Source organism: Herbaspirillum rhizosphaerae (assembly GCF_046025915.1).
In the GTDB taxonomy this organism is placed as follows: domain Bacteria; phylum Pseudomonadota; class Gammaproteobacteria; order Burkholderiales; family Burkholderiaceae_D; genus Herbaspirillum; species Herbaspirillum rhizosphaerae_A.
In genome coordinates, this window is the sequence record NZ_JAQQFR010000011.1 from 164,783 (window position 1) to 180,094 (window position 15,312).

Genomic DNA, 15,312 nt, shown 5'->3' on the forward strand with positions numbered 1-15,312 from the left:
TGAAAAAGGCCGGAACGTTTGATCGTTCCGGCCTTTTTGTTTTGCAACGCAATGACTGCGATGACGGCATCGGTGTTAAAAACTCAATGCGTCATGCCGATGAACTGTTGCAGCTCCGGTGTTTTCGGATTGGTGAACAGTTCTTCCGGCGGACCAATTTCATGAACCTTACCTTGATGCATGAAGACCACGCGATCGCAGACTTCGCGGGCGAAGCGCATTTCGTGCGTGACCATCAGCAGCGTCATGCCGTCGTCGGCCAGACTGCGTACCACCGCCAGCACTTCGTTGACCAGCTCAGGGTCGAGCGCCGAGGTGATTTCGTCGCACAGCAAGGCTTGCGGCTGCATGCTCAGCGCGCGGGCAATCGCCACACGCTGTTGCTGGCCACCCGACAACTGCTCGGGGAAAGCATCGAACTTCATGCCCAGGCCGACGCGTTCCAGATTCTTCTTGGCCAGCTCGCGGGCTTCCGCTTCCGGCATGCCCTTGACGATCATCGGTGAGATCATCACGTTGCGGCCCACGCTCAGGTGGGGGAACAGGTTGAACTGCTGGAAGATCATGCCGACCTTCAGACGCAGCGTCTTGAGTTCCAGTTCGCTTTGTCCAAGATAGGCGCCGGCGACGCTGATGGAGCCTTCGTCGATGGTTTCCAGTCCGTTGATACAGCGCAGCAGGGTGCTCTTACCGGAACCGCTCTTGCCGATAATGGCGATGACTTCCCCGGCTTCTACCGACAGACGAATGCCCTTGAGCACTTCGTTGTCGCCGTAGCGTTTTTTGACATCCTCAATGGCGATGAGCGGCATTGAATTTCCTTTCCAAAAATTGGCTGTACTTCGACAGCGGCCAGCACAGGGCAAAGTAAAAAAGTCCGACGACGGCAAACACGGTGAACGGCGCAAAGGTGGCGTTGGTGATTACGGTGCCGGCCTTCGACAATTCGACGAAGCCGATGATCGAGGTCACCGCGGTGCCCTTGATGATCTGTACGCCAAAGCCGACAGTAGGTGGAATCGCGATGCGCAGCGCCTGCGGCAGAATGATGTGGCGCATCTGCTGCATGTGGCCCATGGCCAGTACGGAAGATGCTTCCCACTGACCGCGTGGTACTGCCTCAACACAGCCGCGCCAGATTTCTGCGAGGAAGGACGCGCTCCACAAGGTCAGCGCCAGACCGGCAGCGAGCCAGGCCGGAACTTCCATGCCGAACAAAGCCAGCCCGAAGAAAATCAGGAACAACTGCATCAGCAGCGGCGTGCCCTGGAAGATCTCAATGTACAACTGAGCCGTGCGGCGCAGAGCAGGACGTTTTGAGATGCGCATGAACAGGATGATCATGCCCACCGCGCTGCCCAGCAGGAAGGTCGCCAACGACAGCAGCACTGTCCAGCGGCCTGCCAGCAGCAGGTTGCGAACGATATCCCATAAGGTAAAGGAAATCATGCGGCCCTCCGCGCAAAGATGAACTTGTTGCCGATCAGGCGCAGCAGCTGGCGCAGTAGAATCGCCATTGCCAGATACACTGCCGTCGCGATGAAATACGCTTCAAAGGCGCGGAAATTGCGGCCCTGAATGAAGTTGGCGGCGAAGGATAATTCTTCCACGGCGATTTGCGAACATACCGCCGAACCCAGCATCACGATCACGATCTGGCTCGACAGCGCCGGCCAGATTTTTTGCAGCGCAGGGCGCAGGATGATGTGGCGAAACGCCTGGACGCGCGACATCGACAGACTCAGCGCCGCTTCCATCTGTCCGCGTGAAATCGCATTGACACCCGCGCGGATGATTTCGGTGCTGTAGGCGCCGAGGTTGATCACCATGGTCAGAATCGCGGCTTGCATCTCGCTGATCTGTATCCCCATACTGGGCAAGCCGAAGAAGATGAAGAACAGCTGGACCAGAAAGGGTGTGTTGCGTATGAGCTCGACGTAGGCACTCACGATAGGCTTGAGCCATCGCGGTCCCTGCGTGCGTGCCCAGGCGCCGAAGATGCCGACGGCAATGCCGATGACGCCGCCGATGGCGATCAGTTCGATCGTCGTCAGCACGCCCTTGACCAGCACGTCGGTATAGTCGAAAGTCGCCAGGAAATCAAAGTGATAGGCCATGTGGTTTCATTTTCTGAAAATGGTGGTCAGCGTTGAATCACTTGGAATCAAAGGACACTGGATCCGGCGTCCGACTTATGCCGGGATCCGGTGTTATTGCAAAGCAATTACAGGTTGGCCGGCAACGGCAGGCCCAGCCACTTCACGGTCAGGGCGCTCAGTTCGCCGTTTTTCTTGATTTCGGCGAGGATGGCGTTGACCTTGTCTTGCAGCTTCTTCTCGTCCTTGTTCAGACCGATGAAGCATGGCGAATCTTTGATCAGAAATTTGGTTTCAGGCTTCTTCGGTGGGTTCTTGGCGATGATGGCGGCGGCGATCACGTTGCCGGTCGCGACCAGTTGCACTTGATTCGACAGGAAGGAGCTGATGGTGCCGTTGTTGTCTTCATAGCGCTTGACGGTGGCGCTGGCCGGAACGATTTTCGACAGTTCCAGATCTTCCACCGAACCGCGGGTCACACCGATGGTCTTGCCTGCCAGGTCGGCAGGGCCGCTGACTTTTTGATCAGCCGGGCCGAATACGCCGTTAAAGAACGGTGCGTAAGCAGCAGTGAAGTCGATCACTTTTTCGCGTTCTGCATTCTTGCCCATGCTGGAGATGACCAGATCAACTTTTTTGGTTTGCAGGTAAGGCACGCGGTTGGCGCTGGTCACGGGAATCAGGTCAACCTTGACGCCCAGTTTTTTGGCGATCAGGGTCGCGACATCGATGTCCAGACCTTGTGGCTTGAGGTCGGCAGTGACCGAGCCGAATGGCGGAAAGTCTTGTGGTACGGCGACGCGCAGCACGCCTGCCTTTTGGATGTCGTCCAGTGTGTCGGCACGTACAGCGGAAGCAGAAATCAGCAACGCACCAGCCATCAGGCCGAGAAAAAGTTTCGAGAGTTTCATCATGATTCTCCAGGTTGAGATGAAGTGAAAGAAGTGGCTATCGCAGCCGCTGTTTTTTTACCGGATCGCGAAGCCGGCTTTTTGGGCTTCACGGGTGCTGCAAAAGAATTCCCTACCGCCGAGACGGGGGCCAGTGCCTGACGCAGTTGCCCCAGCGGATCGCTGACGCCGACTTTGTTCAGGCCGGCTTCAACGTGTTGCAAATGGTCGTGCATGAGTTGTTCTGCGGCTGCCAGATCGCCACGCTCCAGCGCGGCAACGATGTGGACGTGTTCGGCGCAAGAGTCTTCGGCTTGTTCGGAGGACTGGTGCAGCATGGCGGTCAGGGTGGTGCGCGCGGTCAGATCGCGCAGCGTGTCCGACAGCAAGGTGTTACCAAGGCACTCGCACAGTGCGACATGGAAGTCGCCCAGCAGATAACTGCGTGCACCGATATCGTCGCCTTCGATGGCGGCTTGCTCGCGCCGGATGTGGTCGCGCAATTGTTCAATCGCGGTCTTGGTGATCGGACGGGCATGGCGCAGCAGACCGAGTTCAATGACGCGGCGCGCCTCAAAGGCTTCGCGAGCATCATTTGGCGTCGGTTCAATCACGAACCAGCCGCGCCGGGCGCTGACCGTGACGATGCCGCGTGTGACCAGGCGCGTCAGTGCTTCGCGCACCAGGGTACGGCTGACGCCGAACAATTCCGACAATTGCTGCTCGCCCAGGCGCGTGCCGGGGGCAAGCTGCTTGGCGAGGATCGCTTCCATGATGCGGCTGGCGATCTGAATCGAGGATTTGATGGCGTCTGTGCTCATGTCTCCACTACAGCAATATGCGTGCCATGTATTCCAATCTGATATACAAGATTGACGTACAGAAATAGCCTACTTATTACCAGAGTGAGAGGAGTATCCGGCGCGCGCCTTGAAGCTGCTTTTCGCGTGGGTCTATGCCACACGGGGGATTGCGGCGATTCACTTTGGAATACCGATGATCACCGGAATGGTGCATCTTGTATACCAGTTCACGAAAACGGAGCGTTTTCAAGTCGCCAAAATGCAAACCGCCCGCTGCTTTTGAGGGCGGCGGGCGGCAATGAAAGCTAACCAGGAGTGTTGGGAAAGCCGCTCTATCTATATAGAAGGTCAGGTTTTGGAGGCTTCCAGGGATGCATTGCTGTCGCTGCTCTCCGCTTTGTCGGCGGGAGATGCCAGCGCCTTCACTGCCGGCTTGCGCGTTGTACGTCCGTTCAGGGCACCGCCTTCATACGGCACGCGGCCTGATGGCACCACGGCAGAGGCCAGTTGGACGTGGCCTTCCTGATCATCGAAGAACATGTGCGCGCCAAACGCGTGCAATACGTCCGCCTTGGGGAGGCCGCCGAGGAAGAAGGCTTCGTCGACTGTGACATTCCAGGTACGCAGCGTGTGGATCACGCGCTTGTGCGCCGGGCTGTTGCGTGCGGTGACGATGGCGATGCGCACCGGGCAGGTCGCAGGCGTGAATTGTTTCTGGATTTCCGACAGGGCGAACAGCAGCTTGGCCAGCGGGCCTTCTTTCATGGCCTTGTTGCGATGGCGTTGTTCGTGGCGGACAAAGGCTTCCAGGCCTTTCTCGGCATAGATGCGTTCGGACTCGGGCGAGAACAGTACTGCGTCGCCGTCGAAGGCGATGCGGATCTGGTTTTCCGGCGGGATGTAATTGGTGGGCGCGGTATATAACTGCGCCGCCGCCACGCCGCCGTCGATGGCGTCCTGAACGTCGTCCTGATCACGCGAGAGAAACAGGTCGATCTTGAAGGCTTCCAGATAATGCACGATTGGCTCGCCGCCGGTGAAGGCCGCACGGCTGATGTCGAGCTTGTGGGCCTCGATGGCGTTGAATGCGCGCAGACCGGTGTCGGGCGTGTTGCGCGAGATGACCACTACTTCTACCAGGCGGCGGCCGGGGATCAGGTGGTTCAGTTTGAGCAGCGCCTTGACCAGCGGGAAGGCCGTACCCGGCAACAGAGGGTCGTTTTCGTGTTCGCGCTGGTAGGCGGTATAGGCTTCCACGCCTTCGTTGTCGAAGATAGCGTTTTCATGTTCGAGGTCGAACAGCGCGCGCGATGAAATGCCGATGACCAGCATGCCGGAAAGATCGTAAGCCATGTCTTTTTAACTCGTTCGGACTGCAAAATGGGATGCGTGCAGTGTGCCACAGATGCCATTTTCACCCTAGTTATGTAGTGATTTCGCCCCATGCCGGATTTGCATGATGCGTCTTCATGTTCTTTCCATTGCATATTTGCGCGCTATCTCCGTCAAAACACATGATATTGCATGCATCTTTGATAAATATTGCCGAAAAGTATTTTGTAGTGACGGATTGCATCGCGCTACATAAATTTGTATGATGACCGTATAACTTAATCAAAAACGACGAGACATTCATGTTCCAAAAGATTCCGGTGCAGGCGCTCAGCGACACGGTAGCGCGGCAATTACTGGAGAAAATCGATCTGGGCGCGTTCCCCCGCGGCGGCAAATTGCCGACCGAGGCCGTGCTGGCGCAAGAGTTCGGCGTCAGCCGCACTGTTGTTCGCGAGGCGATTTCGCGACTCAAGCATGAAGGCGTGGTCGAGCCGCGCCAGGGTAGCGGCGTTTTCGTCACAGAGCAGGCCGGCATCAAACCCTTGCGCATCGATTACACCGAAGTGAGCTCTCCTGAAGCGGTCTTGCAGATTGTCGAACTGCGTCGCGCCATCGAGGCTGAAGTGGCGGCACAAGCTGCCAAGCGCCGTACCGATGCCGACATGGTCGCCATCGACAATGCGCTGGCGCGCATCGGCATGGATGTGAAGGAAGGTAGCGATGGCGTTGCCGCTGACGTCGCTTTTCATCGTGCGCTGGCGACTGCGACGCGCAATCCGTATTTCATCAAGACGCTGGAATTTCTCAGTCAGTACCTGGAAGCCGCGACGACGGTGACACGTGGTAACGAAGCGCGGCGTGACGATTTTTCACGCCAGGTGCGCGAAGAGCACGAAGCTATCGTCGCCGCGATTCGCGCCGGCGACGAGATGGCGGCGCGCGCGGCGGCGCAGACGCATATGTTCAATGCCGCCCGGCGATTAGGCCAGGCCGGGTAGCAAGAATAAATACGCGCAGTAAAAATCGAAGTAAAAATCGCAGTAAAAATCTAAACCAGGCGCAGCGTGCCGGATCCTGATTTGAGTGATCCACAGCCAACGCCGCCGTAATCAGTGGAGTCGACGATGTCTAAAAATGTTGGTGTGATCGGTCTGGGAGCAATGGGTTTGGGCGTCGCACGCTCGCTGCTGCGTGCAGGGTTCAACGTGCACGCCTGTGACGTACGCAAGGAAGTACTGGATAAGTTTGCGGCTGAAGGAGGCGTTGCCTGCGCCAACCCTGCCGAGATGGGCAAGGCCGTCGATGTGGTCGTCACGCTGGTGGTCAATGCTGCACAAACCGAGACCGTACTATTTGGCGAGAACGGTGCTGCGTCGACATTGAAGGCAGGTAGCGTCGTGATTTCCAGCGCGACAGTCGCACCGGATTTCTCGATCGCATTGGGTCAGCGTCTCGCTGAAAAAGGTTTGCTCATGCTGGACGCGCCGGTGTCGGGGGGCGCTGCGCGCGCCGCATCGGGCGAGATGACGATGATGACCTCCGGCCCCGCCGACGTCTACGCGAAGATCGAAGATGTATTGACAGGCATGGCCGGCAAAGTCTATCGGTTGGGCGATGTTCACGGGGTCGGTTCCAAGGTCAAGATCATCAATCAATTGCTGGCAGGCGTGCACATCGCTGCATCGGCGGAAGCCATGGCGCTGGGTCTGCGTGAAGGTGTCAACGCTGATGCCTTGTATGAAGTCATCACCCACAGCGCCGGTAATTCGTGGATGTTTGAAAATCGCGTACCGCACATCCTCAACGGCGACTACACGCCGCTGTCAGCTGTCGATATTTTCGTCAAGGATCTTGGCCTGGTGCTGGATACCGCACGCCGCAGCAAATTCCCGCTGCCGCTGTCGGCTGCCGCACATCAGATGTTCATGATGGCGTCGACCGCCGGTCATGGTGGCGAAGATGATTCCGCGGTGATCAAGATTTTCCCGGGCATCGATCTGCCGCCTTCGAAGAAATAACTACAGCAAACCTAGCACAGCAACACAGGAGTTGACCATGTCTCAAGCCCAACCCAAGCCTCTGCTTGGCTGCATCGCCGACGATTTTACCGGCGCGACCGACCTCGCCAACATGCTGGTGCGCGGTGGTATGCGTACTGTGCAAACCATTGGTATCCCTGAGCAGATACCTGCCGTCGAAGCCGATGCGCTGGTGATCGCACTCAAGTCGCGCACGATTCCTGCCGCCGAAGCGGTCGAGCAATCGCTAGCTGCGTTGCGCTGGTTGCAACAGCAGGGCTGCACGCAATTCTTCTTCAAGTATTGCTCCACGTTTGACTCCACCGACGCCGGCAACATCGGCCAGGTGACCGACGCGTTGCTCAAAGAACTGGGTGCTGACTTCACCATCGCCTGCCCGGCCTTCCCGGAAAATGGCCGCACTATCTATCGTGGCTATCTCTTCGTTGCCGACGCGTTGCTGAATGAGTCGGGCATGGAGAATCATCCGCTCACGCCGATGACCGATGCCAATCTCGTGCGCGTGCTGCAACGTCAGACCGAGTCCAAGGTCGGCCTGGTGCGTTACGACACGGTGGCCAAGGATGCTGCTGCCGTGACTGAACGCTTCACAGCGCTGCGTACTGAAGGTGTGAAAATGGCCATCGCTGACGCCGTCTCCGATCGTGACTTGTACGTGTTGGGCGAGGCATGCGCTGAACTGAAACTGGTTACCGGCGGTTCAGGTATTGCACTTGGTTTGCCGGAGAATTTCCGTCGTGCCGGATTGCTGCATGCCGCGGGCGAAGCGGCGCAATTGCCGAAGGTTGACGGCTTGTCGGTGGTCTTGGCAGGCAGTGCGTCGAAAGCCACCAATGCGCAGGTCGCCGAATGGAAATCGAAGCATCCCGCTCACCGTATCGACCCGCTGGCGTTGGCGCGCGGCGAAGCGGTCGTGGCACAGGCACTGGCCTTTGCCGACGAGCACATCAAGAAAGAACCGGTGCTGATTTACGCCACCGCGACACCTGACGAAGTGAAGGCGGTACAAAAAGAATTGGGCGTTGCCAAAGCGGGCCATCTGGTGGAGCAGGCTCTGGCCGACATCGCCAAGGGTTTGCGCGAGCGTGGTGTGCGCCAGTTCGTGGTGGCCGGCGGCGAAACCTCCGGCGCTGTGGTGCAGGCGCTCGACGTGCGCGCATTGCGCATCGGACCGCAGATCGATCCGGGCGTACCGGCGACTGCCACGCTGGATGATCAACCGTTGGCACTCGCGCTGAAATCGGGCAATTTCGGCAGCGTCGATTTCTTTGAAAAGGCCTTGCGCTTTCTTGGCGGAGCCAAGGAGTGAATATGAGTAAAGAAATCCAACTGCGCGAAGAGATCTGTCGTACCGGAGCAAGTCTCTTTCAACGCGGCTACACCGTCGGCTCGGCCGGCAACATCAGCGCGCGGCTGCCGGATGGCGAAGGCTGGCTGATCACGCCGACTGACGCCTGTCTGGGCTATCTCGACCCGGCCGGTATTGCCAAGGTCGATGCGAGCGGCAACTGGGTATCGGGCGACAAGCCGTCCAAGACGCTGGCGCTGCATCGCATGGTCTACGACAACAATCCGGAGATGCATGGCGTTGTTCACACGCACTCGACTTATCTGGTCAACCTGACCATCAAGGGTGTGTGGTCGCAAGATGATGTGCTGCCGCCGATCACGCCGTATTACGTGATGAAAGTCGGTCATATTCCCTTGATTTCCTATCGTCGTCCGGGCGATCCGCTGGTGGCGGAACAAGTGAAGCAACTCGCCAACAAGGTGCGCGGCGTACTGCTTGAGCGCCTCGGCCCGGTGGTGTGGGAAAGCTCGGTGTCCAAGGCGGCCTACGCATTGGAAGAGCTGGAAGAAACCGCCAAGCTGTGGCATCTGGCCGGTGGCAATGTCGCGCCTCTGGATGAAGCCGCGTTGCAAGAGTTGCGCGAGGTGTTCAACGCGCGCTGGTAGCAATCCAGAGATTCAGCGATCCGGATCGGCTTCAATAAAAAAATAGCAATCAAGCACGGACGCCGTCTATCGCCGATATCCCAGCAGCAGCATTCACTTTTTTGCCAGCCAAGCGCTAGCCGATTTTGTACTCGTACGTCAGATTTCAAATTGCCGGCGCTAAAGCCGGCGCCATAAACCAACGGCCGTGGGAGCGGCCGTATTAAATCAACAGGAGATTGTCGTAGCATGACTGCATCAACCACACTCGGAGCCGAGTCTAAGCCTAACCTGGGTTCCAGCGCCAACGAACAAGAAAAAAACCGCGTCTATGCAATAGTATTCTGGCGCATCATGCCTTTCCTCATGCTGTGCTACGTCATCGCGTATCTGGATCGCGTCAACGTTGGCTTTGCCAAGCTGCAAATGTCGGTCGATCTCGGCTTCAGCGAAACCGTGTTCGGCCTCGGTGCCGGCGTGTTCTTCATCGGCTACTTCCTGTTCGAAGTGCCAAGCAACATCCTGATGCACAAGGTTGGCGCACGCGTATGGATCGCCCGCATCATGATCACCTGGGGCATCTTGTCGGCAGGTTTCATGTATGTCGAAACACCGATGCAGTTCTATGTGCTGCGTTTCCTGCTCGGCCTGGCTGAAGCCGGTTTCTATCCCGGCATCATCCTGTATCTGACTTACTGGTATCCATCGCATCGCCGCGCCAAGGTGATTGCCGTGTTCATGTCGGGTATTCCGGTTGCGGGCATTCTTGGCAACCCATTGTCGGGCTGGATCATGGACGCCTTTCATGGCACCACCGGCATGCATGGCTGGCAATGGATGTTTGTCATCGAAGCCATTCCTGCGGTCCTGATCGGCCTGGCGACACTGGCCTATCTGGACAACGGCATCGCCAAGGCAAAGTGGCTGAGCGACGACGAAAAGAAATTGCTGGACGACGAAATCGCCGCCGACCAGCACGGCAAGGAAAGCGTGCATTCCTTCGCAGACATCGTCGGCGACAAGCGCGTGTGGCTGATGTGCCTGATCTATTTCTGCTTCGTCATGGGCCAGTACGGTCTGACGCTGTGGATGCCAACCCTGGTCAAGGCGACCGGCGTGACCGGCAACCTGCACATTGGTCTGCTGAGTGCGATTCCTTTCGGCTGCGCGATCGTCGCGATGAACCTGATCGGCCGTAGCGCTGATGCACGCCGCGAACGCCGCTGGCATCTGATCGTGCCTGCCATGATGGGTGCGGTAGGTTTTGTCGGCGCAGCTTTGTTCGCGGACAACACCGCAATTTCGATTGCATCGCTGTCGTTGGCCGCTGCCGGTGTGTTGACCTGCGCACCGCTGTTCTGGTCGCTGCCGACTTCTTTCCTGACGGGTGCGGCGGCTGCAGTTGGTATTGCAGCGATCAATTCGGTCGGTAATCTGGCAGGTTTCGTCAGCCCGTATCTGATCGGTTATCTGAAAGATCTGACCCACAACGGCGCGACCGGCATGTACATGCTGGCAATCATGCTGGTGATCGGTTCTGCGGCTGTGCTCAAAACATCGCCTAAACTAGTCAATAAATAAGCTTTCAACAGATTTATCCGGCGCGCATCCGAACAAGGTGCGCGCCTTCATTCCAAGGAGATCACGATGCTGCGCTTTGCCGCCAACCTGAGCATGATGTACAACGACCATGCTTTCCTCGATCGCTTCGCCGCTGCCGCCAAAGATGGTTTCAGCGGCGTTGAGTTTTTGTTTCCGTATGATTTTCAACCGGAAGAAATCAAATCGCGTCTCGATGCCCACGGTCTGACGCAAGCCTTGTTCAATGCGCCACCGGGCGACTGGGCTGCGGGCGAACGTGGCATCGCCTCCTTGCCGGGGCGCGAAGACGAATTCAAGCGTAGCATCGACACTGCGCTGAAATACACCAGCGTCATCGGCAACAAGACCTTACACGTGATGGCCGGCTTGATTCGTCCTGAGCAGGACCGCGCCAAGCATCGCGCCGTTTATATGGATAATCTGTCGTACGCTGCGCATCACGCCGATCTGGCTGGCGTGACGGTGGTAATCGAGCCGATCAATACGCGCAATATTCCCGGCTTCTTCCTGAATCGTCAGGACGACGCGCAAGCCATCTGTGCAGAAATCGGCGCAGAGAATCTGAAGGTGCAGTTCGATTGTTACCACTGCCAGATCGTCGAGGGCGACGTTGCCGTCAAGCTTAAGCGCGACATGGCCGGCGTCGGTCACATCCAGATCGCGGGCGTGCCGGAACGTCATGAGCCGGACATCGGCGAGCTGAACTATCCCTATCTGCTCAAACTGATCGATTCGCTGGGTTATAAAGGCTGGATCGGTTGCGAGTATGTGCCGGCGGCCGCAACTTCGGATGGTCTGGGTTGGTTGAAAGCGTTGGCAGAGCAAGGATTGACGGAACTCAAGCCACGCTAAGTCAGCTTGCCTGATCAGATTTGGTCAGGCAGATAGTAAAAAAGCGGAGCGACCGTTGAAGGGCGCTCCGCTTTTTTCATTATTGTTTGTCGCTTACCGCTCGTTGGGTTTGACTTGAGCGGTGACGCTATGTTTTGTATTGCATTTGATACAGGTCGCGTAGTGCCAGATGGCGCTGACCGGGATTCTGTAGCCGCTCTTAAGGCCACAAGGGCCGCAGACCAGCTGGCCTTGCTCGGGGATGTTCATGTTGTGTTACTGCGTGATGATGGTTGCTCGAAGTCGCGGAGCCGTCCTGCGGGAGCGTTAATGAAAATCAAACAAAAGCATTAACTAGGGACAACAGTTCACTGACTGGCACTGATTCTACTATCGATTGGAAAAGCCTGCCGGGAGGGGCTGGTTTTTTACATTCATCAAGAAGAGGGGGGGGGGATGGTCAGACACGTAACTTCTTCGGCTGGACGAGTGTGAAAACCGCCAGCATAAATCACCAAAACGAAAAAGCAGCATTACGTGAGTAATGCTGCTTTCGGGTACAACTTTTATTTTTGGTGGCCCGGGGCGGAATCGAACCACCGACACAAGGATTTTCAATCCTCTGCTCTACCGACTGAGCTACCAGGCCAAGAGGCCGAATTATAGCAAGATAATTTTGGAATGCAAAGGGTGCTTCCACTTTTTTTATAAAAAGTTTGTTCGGCCCATTTGTTTTCCATTTGCTGTCGGCTCGCAGGCCTTTATTTATGCGGCATTTCCTTGAGTTTCTTGTGATGGAGATCAAGGAAGGTCATGCCGTGAAGCCGTTTATAATGCTGTCCCATGAATGGTCATACATTAAATTCCTCTTCGGCCGCTGCGCGCAAGGTGACGGATGCGCAGTCCAGCGATATCTGCATCGTCGGCAATGGCGCGATCGGCAAGACGGCTGCGTTGGCTTTGGCGCAAGCGGGCCTGCGTGTCAATTTGCTGGCACCGGTTCAGTCGCACGCGACCTCCGTCGAACAGTCGAGCTGGGATGTGCGTGTCTACGCGGTGAATCAGATCGCGCGTGATTTGCTTTCTTCCATCAAGGTCTGGGATGCGCTCGATGCATCGCGTGTGGCTGCCGTGGATGGTATGGAAGTCTTCGGCGACGGCGACAATCATGCGGGCAAGCTGGCCTTTGATGCGTACTCGGCACATGTCGATGCATTGGCCTGGATCGTGGAGGATCGCAATTTGAATGGCGCGCTCGATGCGGCGCTGAGATTTTCTCCCAATGTGCGTGTGATCAACGGTCGCGCTGTGTCGCTGCGCACGGATGCGCAGGGTGTGGATCTGGAACTGGAAAGCGGCGACGTGCTGAAAGCGTCTTTGCTGGTTGGTGCAGACGGCGGTCAGTCATGGGTGCGTGGGCAATGCGACATCGGACTCGACTATCGCGCCTATGGCCAACGCGCCATCGTCACCAATTTTGCGTGCGAGAAAGCGCATCAGGGCGTAGCTTATCAATGGTTCACCGCGACCGAAGGCATCGTGGCCTTGTTGCCGTTGCCGGGGCAGCGCGTGTCGCTGGTGTGGTCGGCGCCGGATGCGTTGGCCGAAACCTTGCTGCGCCAGCCCGCTGCACAATTGGCGCAACATCTGGCCAAATATGCCGGTTCCGTTCTGGGCGCACTGACGCCGCTGGAGCCGGAGCTGGTGCGTGATTTTCCCCTGACGCTGGTGAAGCCCCACGCGATGACTGCGGCACGCGTGGCGCTCATTGGCGATGCGGCGCATGTGATTCATCCGCTGGCCGGACATGGCATGAACCTCGGCTTTGCCGATGTTGCCGCGTTGCTCAACGTCATCAGCACGCGCGAGCCGCAGCGTGATTGCGGCGATGCACGCGTGTTGGGCCGTTATGCACGTGCTCGCAAGGAAGAAGTTTTGCTCATGCAACTGGCGACCGACGGTCTGGCCCGCCTGTTTGAAACCAATATTGAACCCTTGCGCGTGGTGCGTAATCTGGGATTGAACTTGGTGAATCACCTGCCTGTCTTAAAGCGGCGTTTGATGGCCCACGCGCTCGGCAAACGGACTTAATCGATTTAACTTATAGTGTGGGCAGAATTTGCATGAGCCGGCTGGCAGACAAGATATTGCTGCGAAACCGGTTGCGACGAGACTGTCCTTCCATTGGAATAAACATGAAAAAGATTTTTGCACTTCCCGCCGCACTCTCCGCAGTTGTGGCCGCTGCCGGATTGTTTCTGGCTTGTGTCGGCGGTTCGGCATGCGCTGCCGATACCACCGAAGCCACTATCAAAAAACTGATCGAGCCGCGTCTCGGCGAAGGCGCCAAGGTTGAAGCCGTGACCAAGACGCCGTACTCCGGTCTTTATGAAGTGCAGGTTGATGGCGATGTGATTTATACGGATGCCAAGGCGCAATACTTGTTCATCGGCCGCGTGGTCGATTCGCAAACCTATCGCGACCTCACCAAGGAAAAGATCCAGGCGATCAACAAGGTGAAGTTCTCCGACCTGCCGCTGGATCTGGCGATCAAGACCGTCAAGGGCAACGGCAAGCGTTTCATCGCCGTGTTTGAGGATCCGAACTGCGGTTATTGCAAGCGCTTCCAGAAGACTTTGCAAGAAGTCGACAATGTGACCGTCTATACCTTCCAGTACAACATCCTTGCGCAGGATTCGATTGAGAAGTCGCGCAATATCTGGTGTGCCGCCAATCCGAGCAAGGCCTGGAGCGACTGGATGATGAACGGCAAGGAAGCGTCGGCTGCGCCGGCATCCTGCAATGCACCGCATGAGCAAGTACTGGCGCTGGGCCAGAAGATGAAGGTCACCGGTACGCCGACCATTATTTTTGCGGACGGCTCGCGTATTCCTGGCGCGATTGACGCCAAGACGCTGGAGCAGAAGTTTTCTACATTGAAGTAATTTGCTGAAGAGTTGAAAACGCCGGCAGCCTGCTTGATGCACGCTGCCGGCGTTTTTATTTGGGCGTCGGGTTCCGTGTGAGGCGAGACTATTTCGCCGCTGTATGCAGCTGCATCATGCCGGCTTCAAACTTGCCCTCACACAGCAATGGAATTGCATCGAGGCTCTTCTCAATGGCTTCATTGATCAAGGCCTGTTCTTCCTTGCGTGGACGATGCAGCACGAAGTCGGCGACAGGCTGTTGCAGGCCCATGGTGCGCGGATGGCCGATGCCGATGCGCAGGCGCCAGTAGTCTTGCGTGCCGAGCGCGGCGGTGATGTCCTTGAGGCCGTTATGCCCGCCTGAAGAGCCGCCTTTCTTGATTTTGGCGCTGCCGGGCGGAATATCCAGTTCATCGTGCACGACCAGCACTTCTTCCGGTGCAATCTTGTAAAAACGCGCCAGTGCACCGACCGATTGTCCGGAACGATTCATGAAAGTCTGCGGTTCGAGCAACCAGACTTCATTGCCGCTGATGAATGTTTTCGCGGCCAGCGCGTTAAAGCGGGTTTCGCGCGCAAGACGGATGCTACCGGCGAGATTGTCTACCAGCCAGAAGCCGGCATTGTGCCGGGTTTGCTCGTATTCCGGGCCGGGATTGCCGAGTCCCACGATGAGACGGATAGACATGCTGGATAAAGAATTAACATTAAAGCGAGGATTATCGCGGATATCGAATCGCCTCGTCCAATTGGCGTGAAATTTATGACGATGTATTGTCAAAAAAATAGCCAGAAAATCTCCCTAACCCGCCCCAAACCGCTTGTGCGCCTAGATGCAAGCGATTTATTTCATC

At 57.0% G+C, this 15,312-nt stretch carries 15 protein-coding genes and 1 tRNA gene; 8 read left to right on the forward strand and 8 right to left on the reverse strand.

Annotation, left to right across the window (positions count from 1 at the left end; all coding sequences use genetic code 11):
- Positions 1-83: 83 nt before the first annotated feature.
- The 6 genes from PQR63_RS17325 to PQR63_RS17350 all read right to left on the reverse strand — a co-directional run bounded on the left by PQR63_RS17325 (position 84) and on the right by PQR63_RS17350 (position 5,142).
- Complete coding sequence (locus tag PQR63_RS17325) at positions 84-812, reverse strand: amino acid ABC transporter ATP-binding protein (RefSeq protein WP_050476396.1); 729 nt, start codon at positions 810-812, stop codon at positions 84-86.
- A complete protein-coding gene (locus tag PQR63_RS17330) occupies positions 793-1,449 on the reverse strand; it encodes an amino acid ABC transporter permease (protein WP_408169230.1) in 657 nt (218 codons plus the stop codon). Before PQR63_RS17330 ends, PQR63_RS17325 begins: the two co-directional genes overlap by 20 nt.
- Positions 1,446-2,117 carry an amino acid ABC transporter permease gene (locus PQR63_RS17335; protein WP_408169231.1) on the reverse strand — a complete coding sequence of 224 codons (672 nt, stop codon included), beginning with the start codon at positions 2,115-2,117 and terminating at the stop codon, positions 1,446-1,448. The genes PQR63_RS17330 and PQR63_RS17335 overlap by 4 nt, the downstream gene beginning before the upstream one ends.
- Positions 2,118-2,224: 107 nt before the next feature.
- Positions 2,225-3,007, reverse strand: a complete 783-nt coding sequence (locus tag PQR63_RS17340; RefSeq protein ID WP_094562435.1) for a transporter substrate-binding domain-containing protein — start codon at positions 3,005-3,007, stop codon at positions 2,225-2,227.
- Complete coding sequence (locus PQR63_RS17345; RefSeq protein WP_408169232.1) at positions 3,007-3,807, reverse strand: GntR family transcriptional regulator; 801 nt, start codon at positions 3,805-3,807, stop codon at positions 3,007-3,009. The genes PQR63_RS17340 and PQR63_RS17345 overlap by 1 nt, the downstream gene beginning before the upstream one ends.
- Before the next feature lie 330 nt (positions 3,808-4,137).
- Entirely contained in the window at positions 4,138-5,142 is a 1,005-nt protein-coding gene (locus PQR63_RS17350) for a 5'-nucleotidase (protein WP_408169233.1), read from the reverse strand.
- A 281-nt stretch (positions 5,143-5,423) separates the two neighbouring features.
- Between PQR63_RS17350 and PQR63_RS17355 the strand changes: the two genes are divergently transcribed.
- From PQR63_RS17355 to otnI, 6 genes are all read left to right on the forward strand, one after another.
- On the forward strand, positions 5,424-6,122 hold the full coding sequence (locus tag PQR63_RS17355; RefSeq protein ID WP_408169234.1) for a FadR/GntR family transcriptional regulator: 699 nt from the start codon (positions 5,424-5,426) through the stop codon (positions 6,120-6,122).
- A gap of 126 nt (positions 6,123-6,248) precedes the next feature.
- Positions 6,249-7,142: an L-threonate dehydrogenase gene (gene ltnD / locus PQR63_RS17360; protein WP_408169235.1), complete on the forward strand. Its 894-nt coding sequence runs from the start codon at positions 6,249-6,251 to the stop codon at positions 7,140-7,142.
- 37 nt (positions 7,143-7,179) lie between these two features.
- Positions 7,180-8,472 carry a 3-oxo-tetronate kinase gene (gene otnK / locus PQR63_RS17365; RefSeq protein WP_408169236.1) on the forward strand — a complete coding sequence of 431 codons (1,293 nt, stop codon included), beginning with the start codon at positions 7,180-7,182 and terminating at the stop codon, positions 8,470-8,472.
- Between the two features lie 2 nt (positions 8,473-8,474).
- On the forward strand, positions 8,475-9,119 hold the full coding sequence (otnC, locus tag PQR63_RS17370) for a 3-oxo-tetronate 4-phosphate decarboxylase (protein WP_408169237.1): 645 nt from the start codon (positions 8,475-8,477) through the stop codon (positions 9,117-9,119).
- Between the two features lie 228 nt (positions 9,120-9,347).
- A complete protein-coding gene (locus PQR63_RS17375; RefSeq protein ID WP_408169238.1) occupies positions 9,348-10,679 on the forward strand; it encodes an MFS transporter in 1,332 nt (443 codons plus the stop codon).
- 66 nt (positions 10,680-10,745) lie between these two features.
- Positions 10,746-11,552 carry a 2-oxo-tetronate isomerase gene (gene otnI / locus PQR63_RS17380; RefSeq protein WP_408169239.1) on the forward strand — a complete coding sequence of 269 codons (807 nt, stop codon included), beginning with the start codon at positions 10,746-10,748 and terminating at the stop codon, positions 11,550-11,552.
- Positions 11,553-12,104: 552 nt separating this feature from the next.
- On the opposite strand, the gene PQR63_RS17385 is transcribed toward otnI, so the two are convergent.
- Positions 12,105-12,180: transfer RNA gene (locus PQR63_RS17385), tRNA-Phe, on the reverse strand.
- A 194-nt stretch (positions 12,181-12,374) separates the two neighbouring features.
- Between PQR63_RS17385 and PQR63_RS17390 the strand changes: the two genes are divergently transcribed.
- Both PQR63_RS17390 and PQR63_RS17395 read left to right on the forward strand, forming a co-directional pair.
- Positions 12,375-13,622 (forward strand): FAD-dependent monooxygenase, encoded by a 1,248-nt coding sequence (locus PQR63_RS17390; protein ID WP_408169240.1) that lies wholly within the window; start codon positions 12,375-12,377, stop codon positions 13,620-13,622.
- A 104-nt stretch (positions 13,623-13,726) separates the two neighbouring features.
- On the forward strand, positions 13,727-14,476 hold the full coding sequence (locus PQR63_RS17395) for a DsbC family protein (protein WP_408169241.1): 750 nt from the start codon (positions 13,727-13,729) through the stop codon (positions 14,474-14,476).
- 88 nt (positions 14,477-14,564) lie between these two features.
- On the opposite strand, the gene pth is transcribed toward PQR63_RS17395, so the two are convergent.
- Positions 14,565-15,146: an aminoacyl-tRNA hydrolase gene (gene pth, locus PQR63_RS17400; RefSeq protein WP_408169242.1), complete on the reverse strand. Its 582-nt coding sequence runs from the start codon at positions 15,144-15,146 to the stop codon at positions 14,565-14,567.
- Positions 15,147-15,312 lie beyond the last annotated feature (166 nt).